Annotated in this window: 13 protein-coding genes; 6 read left to right on the top strand and 7 right to left on the bottom strand. The window is 40.1% G+C overall.

Going from position 1 to position 18,336, the window contains the following annotated elements:
* Positions 1-15 precede the first annotated feature (15 nt).
* Both AAC147_RS04175 and AAC147_RS04170 read right to left on the bottom strand, forming a co-directional pair.
* Positions 16-1,431 (bottom strand): PTS transporter subunit EIIC, encoded by a 1,416-nt coding sequence (locus AAC147_RS04175; RefSeq protein ID WP_052189386.1) that lies wholly within the window; start codon positions 1,429-1,431, stop codon positions 16-18.
* 330 nt (positions 1,432-1,761) lie between these two features.
* The gene (locus AAC147_RS04170; protein ID WP_047679126.1) at positions 1,762-2,403 is read right to left on the bottom strand and encodes an ArsR/SmtB family transcription factor; all 642 of its coding nucleotides are present in this window, start codon (positions 2,401-2,403) and stop codon (positions 1,762-1,764) included.
* Positions 2,404-2,595: 192 nt separating this feature from the next.
* Here AAC147_RS04170 and AAC147_RS04165 point away from each other — a divergent pair, with 192 nt between their 5' ends.
* A complete protein-coding gene (locus AAC147_RS04165; protein ID WP_047679124.1) occupies positions 2,596-3,093 on the top strand; it encodes a DUF2938 domain-containing protein in 498 nt (165 codons plus the stop codon).
* Positions 3,094-3,430: 337 nt separating this feature from the next.
* On the opposite strand, the gene AAC147_RS04160 is transcribed toward AAC147_RS04165, so the two are convergent.
* On the bottom strand, positions 3,431-4,864 hold the full coding sequence (locus AAC147_RS04160; RefSeq protein WP_047679122.1) for an NAD(P)/FAD-dependent oxidoreductase: 1,434 nt from the start codon (positions 4,862-4,864) through the stop codon (positions 3,431-3,433).
* 368 nt (positions 4,865-5,232) lie between these two features.
* On the opposite strand from AAC147_RS04160, the gene AAC147_RS04155 reads away from it, so the two are divergent.
* The gene (locus AAC147_RS04155) at positions 5,233-6,288 is read left to right on the top strand and encodes a DUF4942 domain-containing protein (RefSeq protein ID WP_052189384.1); all 1,056 of its coding nucleotides are present in this window, start codon (positions 5,233-5,235) and stop codon (positions 6,286-6,288) included.
* 130 nt (positions 6,289-6,418) lie between these two features.
* Here AAC147_RS04155 and AAC147_RS04150 read toward each other — a convergent pair whose 3' ends face one another.
* From AAC147_RS04150 to trxA, 4 genes are all read right to left on the bottom strand, one after another.
* Positions 6,419-7,645 carry an MFS transporter gene (locus AAC147_RS04150; RefSeq protein WP_231571323.1) on the bottom strand — a complete coding sequence of 409 codons (1,227 nt, stop codon included), beginning with the start codon at positions 7,643-7,645 and terminating at the stop codon, positions 6,419-6,421.
* Complete coding sequence (locus AAC147_RS04145; protein ID WP_187649723.1) at positions 7,638-9,074, bottom strand: MFS transporter; 1,437 nt, start codon at positions 9,072-9,074, stop codon at positions 7,638-7,640. Before AAC147_RS04145 ends, AAC147_RS04150 begins: the two co-directional genes overlap by 8 nt.
* A 374-nt stretch (positions 9,075-9,448) precedes the next feature.
* Positions 9,449-10,399: a thioredoxin-disulfide reductase gene (gene trxB, locus AAC147_RS04140; RefSeq protein WP_047679120.1), complete on the bottom strand. Its 951-nt coding sequence runs from the start codon at positions 10,397-10,399 to the stop codon at positions 9,449-9,451.
* 100 nt (positions 10,400-10,499) lie between these two features.
* On the bottom strand, positions 10,500-10,820 hold the full coding sequence (gene trxA, locus AAC147_RS04135; RefSeq protein ID WP_047679118.1) for a thioredoxin: 321 nt from the start codon (positions 10,818-10,820) through the stop codon (positions 10,500-10,502).
* 558 nt (positions 10,821-11,378) lie between these two features.
* Between trxA and AAC147_RS04130 the strand changes: the two genes are divergently transcribed.
* From AAC147_RS04130 to AAC147_RS04115, 4 genes are all read left to right on the top strand, one after another.
* Entirely contained in the window at positions 11,379-11,735 is a 357-nt protein-coding gene (locus AAC147_RS04130) for a carboxymuconolactone decarboxylase family protein (protein ID WP_047679116.1), read from the top strand.
* An 821-nt stretch (positions 11,736-12,556) separates the two neighbouring features.
* Positions 12,557-15,958 (top strand): non-ribosomal peptide synthetase, encoded by a 3,402-nt coding sequence (locus tag AAC147_RS04125; protein WP_047679113.1) that lies wholly within the window; start codon positions 12,557-12,559, stop codon positions 15,956-15,958.
* Positions 15,955-17,604, top strand: a complete 1,650-nt coding sequence (locus AAC147_RS04120; RefSeq protein ID WP_047679111.1) for a GMC family oxidoreductase — start codon at positions 15,955-15,957, stop codon at positions 17,602-17,604. Before AAC147_RS04125 ends, AAC147_RS04120 begins: the two co-directional genes overlap by 4 nt.
* Complete coding sequence (locus AAC147_RS04115; protein ID WP_047679109.1) at positions 17,594-18,319, top strand: thioesterase II family protein; 726 nt, start codon at positions 17,594-17,596, stop codon at positions 18,317-18,319. The genes AAC147_RS04120 and AAC147_RS04115 overlap by 11 nt, the downstream gene beginning before the upstream one ends.
* The last annotated feature ends 17 nt before the right edge of the window (positions 18,320-18,336 follow it).

Raw genomic sequence — 18,336 nt, 5'->3', positions numbered from 1 at the left:
TGATGAATAACGATGTTAGTGGCATCTTTCATCCTTATTTTCTTTTGTGGAGAGTTTGGTTGAGGCAGGAAGCCCGAACAACCATGTCAATAAAGTTGAAATGACAAAAGCCAGCACAGTACCAATAAGCGCACCCCATACCGTATTATTGATACCCGTTGGTGGAATAAGCTGAGTAAGGGTAAGAATATTAACCAACCCCAATGAATAGGCAGCACTTTGGTAATAACCAACCACTGAACTGCCCATCGCTCCAGCAATACAGCCAAAAATAAATGGGCGTCGATAAGGCAGGGTCACACCATAAACCGCAGGCTCAGTAATACCAAATATCCCGGTGGTTACAGCCGAGCCAGATAACATTTTCAATTTAGCATCGCGGGTACGCAGAAACACACCAAAGGCCGCTCCTGTTTGTCCTATCACTGCGGGGAGTATCAAAGGCATTAACGTATCGTAGCCAACAGTAGCTAAATTATTGATTAAAATAGGAATAAACCCCCAGTGCAGACCAAAAATAACACAAATTTGCCATACTCCTCCCGTAATCATCCCTGCCAATACCGGAGCGAATCCATAAGCACTTTGGTAACCTTGCGCCAGCAACTGGCTTAACCAAGTCGCCGTTGGTCCAATGACAAGAAATGTAAGAGGGACAATTAACATAAGGCAAACAAGGGGGGTAATGAAGTTTTTGATTGCAGCAGGAAGATGAGCATCTAATACCTTTTCAACCTTGCAGCTTACCCAAGAGGCCAGAATAATCGGGATCACTGAAGAACTGTAGTTCAGGAAGGAGAGTGGAATACCCATGAAATACTCAGTTGTACCACCAGCTACCGTCGATGTTTGAAAGGCAGAGATGATCATGGGATGAACTAATGCACCACCAATACCCATCGAAATAAAGGGATTACCACCGAATTTCTTACCTGCTGTATAACCGAGCACCAATGGAAAAAAGTAGAACAGAGAATCACTGGCAGCATACCAAACATGATATGTCCCACTGTCGGGAGACATCCATTTCAGAGTAACAGTAACTGCAAGCAATCCTTTTAAAATACCCGCTGCCGCCATAATACCCAAAAATGGGCTGAAAACACTGGAAACTATATCAATGAAATGGTTAAAAAGGCTGTCTTTCTTATTAGCTGAGTCTGTTGTGGCTTCTATCTTATCAGGAGGAGTTAGCACTTGTTGAATTGCCTGATAAACATCACGCACTTCATTACCAATGACTACCTGAAACTGCCCCCCACTTTCAATCACTGTCATAACTTCTGACTGAGCTTTTAGCTTACCGATATCAGTAAATGCACTATCCCGCAGTTTAAATCGCAGCCGGGTTGCACAGTGGACTAGACTGATAATATTCTCTTGCCCACCGACATCCGCAATAATTTCCTGAGCTAATAGTTGGTACTTCATGCTATTTCCCCATTTTTGCCATTAGATAGACTGGGAAGTGCAAAACGGTGAATTTTATTCAGGCAAAAAAAACTGACAATCCTCCCTTGCATACCATGCGGGAAATTATTGTCAGATGTCATATCCTAAAGATTTTCAAGTGACGCAGCCGAAAAAAAACTGCAACTTGAACGACAACAGGCATACTTCCTGTTACCACTAAAAGCAGTAATAATTCACTTTCTGATATTAGTTACTTTTAGTTATCACTCAAATTTCGAATAATAAAAGTGTGACTGTGATCGCGAAGCTCTATTAATAGAGACTCATTAATCAATGATATTGAGCAGTCTAAGATCCAACTTCGACTCCCATCCCTGCTTCTGTCCAGCCTGAAAAGCCTTTTTTAAAACGGCTGGCACGAATACCTTTAGCACGCAATAGTTCAAGGGCATTGGCAGAAAGAACACAATAAGGCCCACGGCAATAGGCGATAATATCCTGACGGGAAGGCAGCTCATCCAGCCTGTTTTCCAGTTCATCAACAGGGATATTGATAGCATTGGGTAAATGACCTTGCTCAAATTCCTCTTTAGGTCTGACATCCAGCAAAAATGTGCTTTTTTCCTTGATTCTCTCCAACAGCTCATCCCATGAAATCGCTTCCTGATTATTCGTATCATCAATTAATCTGCGCATTTCTGCCCGGTTAAATTCGGCATATCTCTGGATGGCTGTAACGATATCCATAATCGGCCCTTCCCCCAGGCGATAAAACACATTTTTGCCGACTTTACGGGATCGAAGCAGCCCCGCACGTTTCAAATGTTGAAGATGCTGTGAAGTATTGGCAATGGACAGACCGGAAAGCTCCGATAGGTTTTCCACGGATTGTTCCGTATCAATCAGACATTCAATCAATATTAGCCGATGAATATTTCCCAACACTTTAGCGATTTCTGCTATCTCAACGAGAATTTGTTTATCAAACATTGACTTTATACTTCCGTCATCATTAAACTCAATAAATTAATTGATTATGATATTATCAGACTTTTTCTATCATTTCGAGTACTTGCTGATTGATTGGCCATTAGGGGATACCCTATGGATTTCAAGATGCAGCTAACCAAACTGCAACTCGAAAGACGATGGGTATAACCAGAATTTGGAGATTAAAAACTGATGAGTGAAGGACTGGTGTTTATTGCTTATTCTGCATTGATTGGTGGTGGCGCAACAGTTGTCATGGATCTTTGGGCTGTTTTTATAAAACGTTATTTCGACATTCCCTCATTAAACTACAGTATGGTGGGACGCTGGATTGGACACATACCCAAAGGAAAATTTATTCATGTAAGTATATTACAGGCTGAACCTGTAAAAGGTGAGGGTGGAATTGGTTGGTTCTTTCACTATCTTATTGGCATCATTTTTGCTGGTATTCTATTACTGATTTGGGGATTAGAGTGGGCAAAAAACCCAACTTTTCTGCCAGCATTAATTATAAGTTTAGTTACGTTAGTTGCTCCTTTTTTTATTATGCAGCCTTGCATGGGAATGGGGATAGCCGCATCCAAAACTCCCGCACCTAATACATTAAGGCTAAGGAGTTTAATGGCACATACCTCTTATGGCATTGGTCTGTATTTAGCTGCGCTTTTTTTAACATTATTTTCTTGATGTTATTTTTTTAGGAGGTATTTATATCAAACTGAATAAATTGTGAATTACAGCACGTAAATAATGTCTAAGCTTTCAGATCAAGCCATAGTAGGCTATTAAGTGACATTATACTGTTTTTATTAAAAAATATTCCAGTTACAATCTGAACCTGGAACTGCGGAATATTTATTTTTAGCAGGGTTAACTTTATCATGGATATAAATAAAATTAACCCCCTTCCTGTCTCAACATATTAAATTGGGATTTTTTAGGGATCCCCAATATTTATCAAATATATTCAATCAAAAAATTAACACTCTGTAAAAGTACTCAACGACAAGGTTATAGATTTTATTTATGACCATGCATCATAATATTTCAACAACCGTTCTTTTATCTTATCGTTGTAATAAGAGAAAGCGATAACCTCCGGGGGCGGTGTAAAATTAGGATGAAGAGAGTGAATGAAACTTTCGTAACGCTGTAACAACCCTTCTTGAATTATAGGTGTCCAATTTGGCTTGATATCCCAGAGACATTCATACCCGACACCAAGCATTTGTGAAGTAGTTTCTTTGGCTGTCACGTCACGGGAAAGCCCAGCTAACGGCGCACGTATTGGAGTGAAATAACTAAGATCGATATCCATATTTGCATTCCCATAAATAGCATTGGCAACATAATCAGCTAACAAGGGAGATTGATGTAAACCATCCCGGTACGTTCCAGTCACCAACCAAAGTCCATTCATTCCACATTCACCAATAAGAGGAAATCCATCAGCCGATATTGGTCTGTTTCCCACTTGAATCGAGATGATTTCAGAAGAATATAAATTTATATTGAGTTGTTCTACAGCACAATCAAGTAAGAATTGAACATCCGATACAGTTGCTTGAGTTCGGGGATCGTTTTTTAGAATATTAGTTGCACCAATATATAGAATACCGTCATTTCTTGGCACACAATGCAATCCACATGCAAAAGCACGATTTGGTGTGCGAATTACGGACTGTGGTAGTTCCACCCCTTCTGGCAGCTTAAGTAATATGGAAACACCGTTACCTGAAAATAATGGCGGGATTCGTTTTGTGATATCTGGCATGTCAGTAAGGATATCTAACGAGTAAACACCCGCAGCTATAATGACTTTATTAGCTGAAATTGTTTTTCCATCTTCAAGCTCAACACCGGTAACTCTTCCATTTTCCGATAAAACGCGCTTAGCATTTTTCGAAATGAGTGTTCCTCCTTCGGCCAAAAATGCAGAATCTAATATTTTGAGTAGTAAATGAGAATTCACGGCGTGTTCATCGGGAATATAAAGACTCATTAACGGTCGGACAAGTTCGTTAGGTTTTAGCCAAGTGATTTGTTTAGGGGAAATCTTTTCATATGGTTCATGATAAGATATTAGCATCTTCTCGATTGCATCATAATTAGCACTATCGATCTCATCAGTTCCAGCGGTGTTAAGAATAACATGTGTACCTTGTGCAGTAAAAAGTGATTGATGATTACCAGATGAAACAGCAAGTCTTTTAGCCCATTGCGGCCACCTTTTCTTGGCATTGAAATCCATACTGACTTTCAATTTTCCGTGCTGACTTGCAACTAAACCTGTCGTTACCTCACCGAAGCAACCATTCATCGCTCCTGCTGCATTAGAGGCTGCATTACTTCTATCAAGACTACCAATACGACAAACTGTATACTTTCTGCTGGCTAATTCGTAGGCAATTGAACTGGAGATTGCACCTGAGCCTACAACGATTACATCGTATTTCATGGTATTGCTCCTTTTTAAATTTCCCATTTAAGGGTTTGAAAAAGCCAATTATTTATGTGTTTCGTATGGCAATAGAAATGACTTATTTTTTGATAATCATCTCTATAGATCTATTATAAATAAAACATTAAATTTATAAATTGAATAATATATTTATATCAACTTATGTCAACTTGATATTTTATATATGTATGCTGTATCAAATTATCATAAGACACTAAAATTAAATAAATAATTATAAAATAAATTTTATACTTGTACGATTACATGAATAAAATATTCACATCAATATATAAAACCATTCAATATATTCATTTAATATGATGAAAATTTATTCTTTCTTATACAATTAAAATCGAGGAAAATTTATGAGTAAAATTTTTTCGGGCAAAAACCTTAATAACGTCACCCAAAAACAAGGAGCCACTTTCAAGAGAGCTGTGGCTCACAGTTTTTCGCGCTTAGATAGACGTTTCAGGGCACATGATGGATGGTTATTAGGAGATAAGATTTACATAGAAAATCTTTACGAAGATAAAAATGAGGAAAAAATTTCATCTGATATTATAGAGATGCTAGAGGATGTTGAAATAATCTTTTCACTTCTAGACGATAAGAATCTATCCGAAAAGAATCAATTCAGTATTATCGATACTTTAATTAATGCGGGAACCAATGAGCCAGATAAAAAGAAGCCAATAGATTCGGCGTATTTTTCTGGATTTATTGATGAAAAAAAAGGGGGCAATCTTTGGTTCAAACGAGAAGCCTTGGTCAAAGAAGTTATCCATATTTTAGGTGATTACTATGGAGCAACAGATTTGAATGATACAGAAATAGATAAAAATCGAGGATTACATGAACCAACATTATCCCTTGCCACCCATTACGGTTTTTTCCCAACCCCAATCGAAGTTGCACATTGGATTATTACAAAGGCCGAACTGACTAACGAGCCAGAATTCCATCAACTAACAGTACTTGAACCGAGCGCAGGGCTAGGAAACCTTGCTAAGCTCGCTGTAGATGCTGGTTGTATTGTTGATTGTATTGAAGTGCATACTGAAAGATGTCTAGAACTGGAGAATACCCAACTTTTCCGGCACATTATAAATGCGGATTTTATCACGATCGAACCTAACCAAGAAAAGCTATATGATCGAATAATAATGAATCCGCCATTTGAAGGAGAGCGAGATATCGATCATGTGGTACATGCGTTGAAATTCCTCAAGAGCAACGGCTTACTTGTTTCTATTATGTCACCAGGTACTGAATTTCGTAATCAGAGGAAATCAAAAGAGTTTAGAGCTCTAATGAAAAGTTTGAATGCCAAGTGGATTGATCTTCCTGAGGATTCATTCGTCAGTGTCGGGTCGCACAGTAACACTATTCTTCTGAAAGTTTGGAAAGATGGTAGATAGTTACATCTGTTTAGTTTTTTAATTTTATGCAAGAAAAACCGAATTCTTTGATATCTAGCGCTGCATTGATGGATGCCAGCGCTATCACTTTAAATTATAAATATTCATTTATTGTCTAATATAAACTCACTTAAGGTAACCTCATTGAAAATCTAACATTACGCGGTGTAAGTGAAAGCAAAGCAAAGATAGCCAAAATTAAACCAATCCATAATGGCGATATTAATCCATATCCGGCACCAATACTTAATCCTCCAGCCCACGCAATAAATGCCAGCCCACTGTTAATGACCGAAACATGGACGCTATTGACCAAAGGTCCAGCATTTGCCACTCGCATTACACGTGTAATCATTGCCGGACTCATAGGAACTCCCACAAGACCAATCACTAAAAAGGCAATAATGCTTATATAGCGACTTTCTGGGAAAAGCGCGAATATCAATAACGATATAGCCAGTATGCTAATTCCGATGGTCATCACCAAGAAGGTATGCTGATCCGCAAAACGACCAGTAATCGAATTGCCAATGACATTCGCAACACCGTAAAGGCCGAGTAATATAGGCACAACAGCAGGCAATAACCCTGTAACTTCAGTTAAGATTACAGAAATATAGCTGAAAGCGGCATAAGATGCCCCGATAATAAGGGCACTTGTACCATAAGCCGCCCAGAGTTTTCCATTTCGGAATGATGCAAGTTGCTCACCAATACGGACATCCGAAGTATTACGAGAAACAGGCACCAGCCTCCACACAATCAAAGCGCAAATGATAGTGAATACAACAACCAACCAAAAACTCAAACGCCAGCCCAGATGCTGATCGATCACAGTTGCTGCGGGTACACCTAAAACGGTTGCCAACATCATACCACTGAGAACAATTGATGAAGCTCTTCCCCGCATTTCAGTTTTGACGACTTCACCACAGACGGCTAAAGAGATGCCTATACAAGCAGAGCCTGCAACACCAGTGATAACACGGGCAATAGCCATAGCCTGATAACTTCCGGCAGTTGCAGCGATCACACCTCCAACACTATAGATTGCCAATAACCAAAGTAGAGCCTGTTTGTTAGGAACCCGTATCGTGACAAATAATGCGGTTAATATCGGCCCACCAACCACCATGCCAATAGCGTAGAGTGAAATCAGGTAGCCAATATCTGCGACAGTGACGCCAAACACACCAGTTAACGATGGCATCATGCCAACAACCATAAACTCAGAGGTGGTCAGTATGAATATCGTCAGTCCGAGCAAATAGATGGAGATAGGGATATCACGCGGTTTTTGTGAAGCTATTCCCGATGAAGTATTGGGGTTTACCCTTTCTGATTGCATTTTATTCATGGCCAGGCTCTCCTAATTCAACAGTATTTCGATTTGTAAATAGAGTCGCCAACAGTGCAGCAATGACATAAATAACAGCAGCCGTTCCGAACGCCCATACATAACCAACAATAACTTCGACTTGTGTTGCGGCCACAGCCATTAGTGCTGAGAGGCCTATGGTTGGGCCAAGTTCCATGGCAGTATTCATGACTCCACCAGCCAGGCCCGCATGATGTTGTGGAACATTCATAGTGGAAAGTACGGCAGAACCAGAAAAAACCAGTGAGATACCTACTGCTACAAGAATCAAACTGGGCAATAATCCCATAAAGTAAGTGGTATTTTTGTCAAGACTAACTAACAATCCAAATCCTACCGCAGCGATGAGTAACCCTAAGTTTGTCAACCGTACTGCACCTATGCGACTAACTAAATGTGTTGTCATTTGTCCAGTTACGATAAGAGCAACAGCAAATGGCAAGAATGCAGCCGCTGTCATAAGTGGTGTCCATCCTAGCTCTCGCTGCAAGTAGAGGGATAAAACAAAATTGATAACACCTGATCCTGCCGCAGCGAGAAACATACCGAACAATCCGATGAATCGAGAACGTTCGAAAATAAATCCGGGAGGAAGAAGTGGCTCACGAACGAAACGTTCGATCACTGCAAAGGCAATTAACAAACTGAGGCCTGTCAGCAGCGGGAGTAGCACAACTGATGATGTCCACGAGTGATCACCCGTTAATATCAAACCATAACTGCTTAAGGAAATACCGAAAGTAGCGAATATCGCACCAACCAGATCTAATTTCGACCTATGATGAATCTTGTCCATGTCTGCCGGAAGTAAGCCACGAGTGCTGACCAAGCCTATGAGTGAAACAAGGACAGGAACAGCGAACATCCATCGCCAAGAAATCCACGTTGTTGCTATACCGGAAATAATAAATCCCAGAACAGCCCCCAAAACAGAAACACCTCCCCATATAGTCATTGCCCGGGCAAAAGCCCCATGCTCTGGGAACAAAGTACGCAATACAGCCATTGCAGCAGGTGCTGTCAAGGCCCCACCTACTCCTTGAGCAAAACGCATAGCAACAAGCACTTCGAAAGAGGGGGCAAAGCCAGCTATAACAGAAGATATACCAAAGATGAGTAAGCCAACAGCAAACATTCTTCGTCCCTGAAACCTGTCTGCCAACTGTCCACCAAAAAGTAGCAGGCCACTGAATGGAAGCCCGTAGGCGGCAAGAACTAAAAGCAAATCAGCAGATGTAAGATTGAATTCTATTGCTATTTTTGGCAGCGGTACTGTGATGAGTGCGATGGTAAAGATCAGCGTGGATTGAACGATCGCTAAGATCGTAAATGCCAGACGTTGAGCATGTTGGAACGACTCTTTCTGTGGCTTTTCATTGTCTTTAGCGAATATATTGCTAGATGGCATTATATAATCTCCTGCTCGATATGATATATCAAGAGTACATTTAAATATCATTCAATTTAATAATTGAATAACATAATAATGTGAATTCAAATCTTCGTCAACATACAAAAATCCTTTATCATCTAGTTTAAGAATCAATAAAACATATATTGATAGCAATAATGAGGCTAATTAATATTAATTATATTAGATTATATCGCCATGAAATGATTAACCCGATAGCAAGGCAACGGCTTCGGACAGCGGCAAGAAAGAAATAACACATTATTATTTAATAGCATTATAGAGATGCCAGTTCCTGTTTTACGTTTTTTTGCAATCGCTATTTTATATTAACTTCAACCCTGTTTAAGAAGAACTGAAGTTAAAAAACATCATAGGCAGTTAAGCTGCAACCATTTTTCAGCATCAAGAGCCGCCATACACCCTGAACCTGCGGATGTTATTGCCTGACGATATTTATTATCAGCAACATCTCCTGCTGCAAATACGCCTGAGATTGATGTCATTGTTTCAAGGTGATGACTCTTACCATTCACAACAATATATCCATCATTCAGTTCTAATTTATTCTGCAAAAATTTTGTGTTAGGAGTATGACCAATAGCCATAAAACAACCACCTATTGGAAGATCACATAATATGTCATCAATTTTATTTATTAAGGCAAGTCCCTTGAATTGACCCTGATACTCTATATACCCTTTTACCTCTGTATTCCAGAGAATATCAATCTTACCTTGCTTGACCTTAGCCATTAGCCTGTCCTGTAAGATTTTTTCAGCTTTTAGCTGATCGCGTCTGTGAATGAGAAAAACCCGCCTTGCTATATTAGAAAGATACAATGCCTCTTCGACGGCGGTATTACCGCCACCTATTACCGCCACATCCTGGCCTTTAAAGAAAAAACCATCGCAAGTCGCACAGGCAGAAAGCCCCTGACCATATAATTTATTTTCACCAGGTAGATTCAAATAACGCGCTGTTGAACCTGTTGCAATAATAATACTTTCTGCCTGGTATTCATTTTTCTCCCCTGAAACTAAGAAAGGCCTAGCATCAAAATCAATTGAAACTATATGGTCATGAATTATTTCTGGAATAAATTCTTTTGCGTGATTATCCATTCTTAGCATCAATTCAGGGCCTGTTGTTCCCCCCGGCTCTCCCGGCCAGTTTTCAACATCAGAGGTATTCATTAGTTGCCCTCCCACTTCCAAGCCGGAGACAACAATAGGAGAAAGACCCGCCCTAGCCGCATATATCGCCGCTGTATACCCAGCAGGACCAGTTCCTATAATGAGTACTTTCGTATAAAAAGACATTAAATGCTCCTTGGGTTACCAGTTAACAGCATAATGATAATATTGGCTTAGGCATTAGAGGAGACAGGCTCCTTACACCGCAAATATCATCCAACCTGAACTACAAATTCTGAGAAACCATATCCTTAAATTGTGATAACGAAGCGACCCCAATAAGAGAATCAACAGGCAACCCATCTTTATACACTAACGTTGTTGGTATGCTGCGAATACCATATTTCATAGCAATATCATAGGCTTCATCAATATTAACTTCTGCGAAAGTGGCACTCGCTTTCATGTCGTTTGATAACTGGCTAAATGTTGGTGCAACTGCACGACACGGCCCGCACCACGGTGCCCAAAATCTGACAACGCAGATCCCTTTAGTATTGACTACACTATCAAAATTCTTTTCAGTTAATTCAATTAATGTATTCATATTGAATCCTTAGTTATGCGCAAGGTAATGACTAACTTAACTTATCCAACACAATATTCAATTATTATATTGAATATATAAAAACAATCAACCGTTCTTTTCCTATCAAAGAACAAGATTTTTTATTGATTAATAACAATTAGTTATAAAAAACCAAAACAAATTACATCCAAAAATGCTAAGAACGCCAGACAGATGCAATAGCTAAAATGTTTAACCCCTGAATGACCTTTGATCAGTAGTAAACAATCACTAATAGGGTATTTTCATATGTTTATTATCCAAAACACAAGTCAGAAATAATTAACAATATGTTGATAAATAATGTTTTTTATTCTCACACCCATACATTTTAGGTTTCCGAAGAGTAACCATTGATATAATATAAATTTTAAATAGAATAATTGAATATTGTAGTAAAATAGTGAGTATCAGCCCCAATAAAAAGCATCCATACCCAACAGATTTCGAATTGCTTCATAGCTGTATGGGATCACTACCAACTAAAAAGGCAATTGGAAAATGAAGGGGATAGGTACAAGATTAAGGATAGAAAACATGAGTAAGATACAAACTGTGAATGAACAAATTCATACTTTTTCTGATGCCATCTGCACTATGGCTCAAGCTTCATCTGATGTCGCCTCTGCCTTTGAGAAACTTTACACAACAACATTAATTGATGGAAAAATAAGCCATAAAATTAAAGAGTTAATTGCAATAGCAATCGCAATAACCTCAGGCTCTGAGGAATCACTTAGAAACCACATTCGTTCAGGTATAGCAAGTGGATTAACGCGAGAAGAGCTCGTTGAGGGAATTAACGTAGCAATATTGATGAAAGGTGAAAATGCTTTTATTTATAGTGCAAAAGCATTAACTCTGTATGACATTGAGAAAAGCAGTGAACGCTAAAAATCAATATTATCTATTGAGCCCTCCTATCCATTATGAAACAAGCCCCGTTGAAAACAATGGGGTTTGTCAGTGATTAAAATAATTTAAAATCTAATTTAAGTAGAACTATCACACCATTCCCTTACTTATAATCTTCCCGTGGTGTTTTGCAATATATCCTACAGGTATAGAAAAGAATACAGAATTCAAATATATTAAGTTATTAGTTATTAAAATTCATCTAACGTTAGCACAAAAAATCCAGGCAGATCATGTCCACTATCCCAATAATGATTAAATAGCTGCATCGTCAGGATTTCAGACATAAGAAATCGATGAGCGTTCCTCATAAATTCATTCAATATCGAAAGGCAGACGTAATTTATTACTTTTGATCAATATGAACCTTTAAAAACGTTCCTTTAATCTGTTATCTTGAATATTTTTCGTGATTCATATCACGAATTAAATATATTTTAACATATCGTGCAACGTCTTTATATCAAATCAGATAGGTATTTAGAGATCCCCATTTTTTATATAAAAAATTATTAACCTTATATCATAATTTGATAACACAGAGTGTTATCAAAATGTTTTTTTTGTGTAAAAATGAATCGAAAAATAAAATTTAATACCTTACCAGAATTAATTAAAACTCAAAAAAACATTATTTTTCATAAAGTTAAAAATAATAAATTATAATAGTAAATTTTATTTACATTTCAAGAAAAAACAAATACAAGCGGGTTCTTCATTAAGAAGCTTGACTGCATTATCAGCAATTCTTTATTACAAAAATAAAAATTTACTTATTAATCAAACACAGGGGATAATGCATGCAAAACTTTCTCAAGGCATTACAAGAATCCGGATTAAAAATCTCTATTTCTTCTGAATTATTTAAATCAGAAAATAAAAATTCAGAAATCAAGTTATCTCAACTGAAAAGACAGATCAGTGGAATGCTTCGAAATAGGTTACCTTTAAACATTACCACTCCCATAACTCTACAAAAAGATATTATTGAAGAAAAATATTTCCCATTAACAGATATTCAATATGCTTATTTAATTGGACGTAATCCTGGATTAGAATTAGGAGGATTAACTAGCTGTTTATATAAAGAGTTAGATATTAAATCATTAGATATCAATTCATTAAATTGTGCATTTAATAAAATCATTGAATATCACCCTATGTTGAGGGCAACATTGTCTTTAGACGGACAACAACAGATCTTACCTACTCCATTGAATTACACCATTCCTATTCAGGATATTAGCGAATACACTACATCAGAAAAAAAACAAATACTGTCAAGTATTCGCCAGGAAATGGAAAAACAATTATTACCTCTTGATAAAACACCTACATTCGATATACGTGCAACAATAATTAATGACGATATGACTCGTTTACATATTTATTTTGACCTTATGTTTGTGGATCTGCATAGCACCCACTTGATATTACGTGATTGGTGGCATGTTTACCAAGGTCATGAGTTACCAACATTCACCACTAATATGAATTTCCACACTTATATAAACTCAGAGCGTTACCTGCAAGGGGAATCACAAGGGCTACGTGACAAAGATTATTGGGAAAAACAGTTGGATGTTCTACCACAACCGCCAGAGCTACCATTGAAAACAATTCCTGAATTAATCTCTTCCCCTTTGATCAAACGTTACAGGCGGAAAATCACGACTGAAACATTACAAGCTCTCAGGCAAAAAGCAGAATTACGTCAATTAACTCTGGAAACCGTGTTTCTCGGCATGTATGCAGAAGTCCTGCGCCAATGGTCCAAACACCAAATTTTTACACTAACTATTACCCAATTTGGGCGGCGACCCTATTTTGATGGCATTGAAAATGTTGTCGGTAATTTTATTCACCCCATGTTGCTTGGAATACAGGGAACAAGAGAAGAAAGCCTCAATGATCGTTTAATACAGATCCAAACTGATTTGATGATGAATCGCTGGCATTCTTCTTACAATGGTGTCCAAGTTCTTAGAGAGCTGACCCGCCGAAAGCATCACAACCGAGCAGCAACAGCTCCCATAGTATTCAGCAATACTCTGACAGCCAATTTAGATGATGTAGTGACAGAGATCGGCTGGGAGAATGCTATCCATACTTACAGCAGTAATCAAACGCCACAAATCTGGTTAGAGAACCAACTGGTTCGTGTTGATGGTTTTGTTCAAATTAACTGGAACACTATCTGTGAATTGTTCCCTGATGGAATGGTAGAAGCCATGCTGGATGCTTATCTGACACTAATTGAGACTTGTGCAGAAGATGATGCTTTATGGGATAAAAATACATCATTGGTGAAGTTACCCGCGTCAGATATGACAGAACGGGAAAACGCTAATGCAACAGCTACAACATTCGATATCAAATTGCTACATGAAATAGTTTTGCAGGCAGCCGCAAAATTTCCTGATGAAGTCGCCCTTATTCAGGGAGAAAAACAAATTACTTATGCAGAAATGGTTAACAAAGCCGGTTCAATAACCCAACAACTTCAGGCTGCTACCCAAATTCATCCCAATGACATTGTCGCTGTCTCCTTACCACAAGGCCCTGAGTTGGTAATCGGATTGCTCGCTGTTCTTATGTCAGGTGCTGCCTACGTAGCCATCGATCCCCAACTCCCTGCTGAACGTCGAATGAATTTGATTAATCGTTGTTCAGCCAAAGGCATTATCACTGCTAGCACAGCATTTGACCATAATGAGTTTTCGGGTCTGCCCCGGATTAATCTGGATAAGTGTCCTATGGACAACTCAATGGATATCGCACATTGGTCTTCTATACCTTCAGTACAGGGACCAGATGATCTGGCATATGTTATTTTTACTTCCGGTTCAACCGGAGAACCGAAAGGTGTCATGGCCTCCCACCGTAATGCAGCAAATACTGTGTTTGATATAAATCACAAATTCCACGTTACAGAAAAAGATGCCGTATTATCTGTTGCACCTGCGGGGTTCGACTTGTCTGTTTATGATTATTTCGGACTACTGGGAGTAGGCGGAAAAGTTATTTTTTCCATCCCAGAGACAGCCAATGATCCGAAAGTCTGGCTGGAAATACTCATCAAACATCAGATTACTATCTGGGATAGCGTTCCTGCCCCCATGAAAATATTGGTAGACAGAAACGGCTCTGCACTTGCCGAAAGCAAATTAAGGCTCATCCTCATGAGCGGAGACTGGATACCTGTTGATCTGCCTGGGCGCATCCGGGAAACGTTGCCAAATGCGGCAATAATCAGCCTTGGTGGAGCTACCGAAGGCTCCATCTGGTCAATACATTATCCTATTGAGAAAATCGATCAAAACTGGAAAAGCATTCCTTATGGTAAGCCATTGGCAAACCAGACTTTTCATGTTTTAAATAGTTGGCTTCTTCCCTGCCCCAAATGGGTGACCGGAGAACTCTACATTGGTGGCGTTGGCGTAACCCACGGTTATTTGGGCGACGCAGAAAAAACCTCACTTCGCTTTATTACTCATCCCATCACTGGTGAACGGCTGTACAAAACGGGAGATTTAGGACGATATATTGAAGATGGTCTGATAGAGATTTTAGGGCGTGAAGATAATCAGGTAAAAATCAATGGATATCGCATTGAATTAGGCGAAATTGAAGCCTGCCTCCTGAATCATGAAAATGTCAGCCATGTTGTCATTGGCGCTCCGGTTCATGCCAAAACCGGACAACGACACATCGTTGCTTATGTTGTCCCTGAGAATACAGAAACATTAAATGCCCCGGACTATTTTCAGGAACAGTTGCGGAAAATTGCCCAAAAAACTTTGCCCTCTTATATGGTGCCTAATTACTATGTCGTATTGCCTCATATGCCATTAACCAGTAATGGAAAAATTGATCGTAAGGCCCTGCCAATCCCTTGGTCTGGTAACGAAGAACACGCTGATGCTCCAGTCAAACCTGCCAATGAGACAGAAACAATCATCCTGAAACTCTGGCAGGCACAGCTCCAACATGATGATTTTGATGTCACCGATGGCTTTTTTGATATTGGTGGCGATTCACTGCATGCGGTTGGTTTACTTAGTGCACTGCGACAAGAATTTAACATTACACCCGCTGGCGAACAGGACATCATTGAAGGTCTGTTCATGAACTCTAATATCCAGTCTTTCTCCCGCATTATCAAAACAATTATTCAATCTCAAACGGAGAATGACTTATGAGCAAGGCGTACGATTATATCGTGGTAGGAGGAGGTTCAGCAGGGTGTGTGGTGGCATCACGCCTGTCCGAAAATAGTACTAAGTCCGTACTGTTAATTGAAGCAGGTCACGAATCTGATGCACACAACCCTGCCAGCCCACTCAGGGATGCGTCAAGGCTCGTGCTGGAAGGGTATAACTGGGATTATGAAGCCAATGTACGCGACGACGAGCGTTTCTCTGAACTTGTTCACTCTCTCGCTTCCCCCCAAAATGACAAACAACAGGATCGCAAGCATAAGAAACGTAATCCATTCAATTATCGGGCGGGAAAAGTACTTGGTGGTTCTTCCGCTGTCAACGGCGCCATCGCTCTGAGAGGATTTCCGAGCGATTTTGATCAATGGGCTCAAATGGGTTGCCCGAACTGGTCTTGGGAGCAAGTACTACCGTGGTTTAAGCATCTGGAGAATGATATCGATCGTATTGGTGATGATAACCACGGTTCGCAGGGACCCATGTGTCTGCGCAGGCCATCAAACAGTGAGATCCACCCACTGGACATGGCATTTTCTCGTGCCTGCGAGCAGTCTGGTGTGCCTTATGTTGACGATCTCAATGTCGGTGAAGGGCCCGCAGTCGGCCCTGTGCCCGCGAATGTTATTCATGGAGCAGAAAGAGTCGATGTTTATCGTTCCTACCTTGAACCGTTCCTGAATAGAAAAAATCTGCATGTGATGACTGATGCACTCACCACACAGATAATTTTTAACGGCACTGTCGCTTCAGGGGTGAAGACTATTCAATCAGGGAAAGAACAGGTTCACCGGAGCAAGCAAATCGTACTTTGTGCCGGGGCAATTGGCTCAGCAACATTATTGCAGCGTTCAGGTGTCGGTGATCCAGAACATCTGAACACGTTAGATATCCCTGTTATTGCTCAAGTGCCAGCCGTTGGCAGAAATCTGACTGATCATGCATCAGTGGTACTTTGGGCACTTCCCAAAGCAGGTGTTTGTACAACCGGCCTGCCATGGCGGCAAATTGCTGCCCGTATCAGCAGTGGTCACGACGAAAAAGTCGATATACAAATCGGCTTACTGAACAACGTTGCCAGCAACACTGTACCGGGATTCAGAGACCGGGTGACTTATCCAATGTTGGTTGGGGCTTCTGTAATGTTAATGCGCCCGGAAATTCAAGGTCGGGTCTTCATCAGTTCCAAGACTCCGACAGTATTGCCCCAAATTGATCTTCCATTAGCCCGTACCCCATCAGATATTGCACGTCTTATCGGAGGGGTGCGTAAGATTTGGGAAATTTTACGTTCTCCAGAAGTGGATGCTTTCCTTGATGGAATACAATTTTGGTCTGACTCAATGATTTATAACGACACAATCATGAGCAGTGCAATAAAAAACCTTGTCAATCCGGGTTGGCATGCGTCCGGAACACTCAGAATGGGTATCTGTGGAGATCCTGATAGCGCCACACACGAAGATGGTCGGGTGCATGGCATTACTGGTGTCACAGTCGCTGATGCTTCCCTATTTCCCACCATTCCCTCCATGCCCACTAATCTGACAACCATCATGACCGCTGAACGCATTGTCAGTTTCCTTATAAAGAGAGAATCCACCGGTGACAGGAGGACAGATGGACACTAATTGCAGGCGGGTCATTTACGCCTTCCCACATGCGGGAGCAACAACAGCGATTTATCGCCCCTGGCTGAATGATCTCATGACAACCCAATCTGCGATCTTACAGCCTGTCGCGATACCCGGCCGTGGTCATTTGGCTAAAGAGCCTGCAATCCACGATCTCGATTTACTGATTAAGCGCTTATCATCAGATATCTGGGCCGACTTTCAGCAGAAAAAGGCCCAGGAAAATACCGAATGGATAACCTTTGGTCATAGTTTTGGTGGTGTGCTGAGTATCGCTGTGGGGCAAGAGATAATGAAAAACTATGGGACTTCTCCCCTGTTTGGTGTGGTATCCAGCTCTGTTCCACCTCACCTCCAACTGAAAGATGAACGGCATGAATGGACTAATGAACAATTGATTCAGAAAACCAAAGAGGATCAAGGAACACCTGAAGCAATATTGAACGAACCTGCACTGATAAAACCAATCATTCGTCAATTACGTAGTGATTACCTGATCCGCAGCCAATTTTCTCAACTCGACAATATACAGGTGAATTACCCACTAATACTGATTTCCGCGACCCAAGACATTGATGTCACTTTGGAAGAGATGAAAGCCTGGAAAAACTACACCTCTAACGATATTTCACTCATCAATATTGAAGGGGATCATTTTGCTGTATACCGACACTGGAACACTATCAAGCAAATACTACTGAGCAATGAATGAACTGATAAAAAATCAGG

The organism is Xenorhabdus sp. NBAII XenSa04 (genome assembly GCF_963866145.1).
Lineage (GTDB): Bacteria > Pseudomonadota > Gammaproteobacteria > Enterobacterales > Enterobacteriaceae > Xenorhabdus > Xenorhabdus indica.
Note: the sequence above shows the minus strand (reverse complement) of the source record. Positions and strands in the feature narration are given on the sequence as shown.

Bases quoted from the DNA above. Each gene is read 5' to 3' on its own strand.
- AAC147_RS04175 (WP_052189386.1), bottom strand. From the start codon at position 1,431: ATGAAGTACCAACTATTAGCTCAGGAAATTATTGCGGATGTCGGTGGG.
- AAC147_RS04170 (WP_047679126.1), bottom strand. From the start codon at position 2,403: ATGTTTGATAAACAAATTCTCGTTGAGATAGCAGAAATCGCTAAAGTG.
- AAC147_RS04165 (WP_047679124.1), top strand. From the start codon at position 2,596: ATGAGTGAAGGACTGGTGTTTATTGCTTATTCTGCATTGATTGGTGGT.
- AAC147_RS04160 (WP_047679122.1), bottom strand. From the start codon at position 4,864: ATGAAATACGATGTAATCGTTGTAGGCTCAGGTGCAATCTCCAGTTCA.
- AAC147_RS04155 (WP_052189384.1), top strand. From the start codon at position 5,233: ATGAGTAAAATTTTTTCGGGCAAAAACCTTAATAACGTCACCCAAAAA.
- AAC147_RS04150 (WP_231571323.1), bottom strand. From the start codon at position 7,645: ATGAATAAAATGCAATCAGAAAGGGTAAACCCCAATACTTCATCGGGA.
- AAC147_RS04145 (WP_187649723.1), bottom strand. From the start codon at position 9,074: ATGCCATCTAGCAATATATTCGCTAAAGACAATGAAAAGCCACAGAAA.
- trxB (WP_047679120.1), bottom strand. From the start codon at position 10,399: ATGTCTTTTTATACGAAAGTACTCATTATAGGAACTGGTCCTGCTGGG.
- trxA (WP_047679118.1), bottom strand. From the start codon at position 10,820: ATGAATACATTAATTGAATTAACTGAAAAGAATTTTGATAGTGTAGTC.
- AAC147_RS04130 (WP_047679116.1), top strand. From the start codon at position 11,379: ATGAGTAAGATACAAACTGTGAATGAACAAATTCATACTTTTTCTGAT.
- AAC147_RS04125 (WP_047679113.1), top strand. From the start codon at position 12,557: ATGCAAAACTTTCTCAAGGCATTACAAGAATCCGGATTAAAAATCTCT.
- AAC147_RS04120 (WP_047679111.1), top strand. From the start codon at position 15,955: ATGAGCAAGGCGTACGATTATATCGTGGTAGGAGGAGGTTCAGCAGGG.
- AAC147_RS04115 (WP_047679109.1), top strand. From the start codon at position 17,594: ATGGACACTAATTGCAGGCGGGTCATTTACGCCTTCCCACATGCGGGA.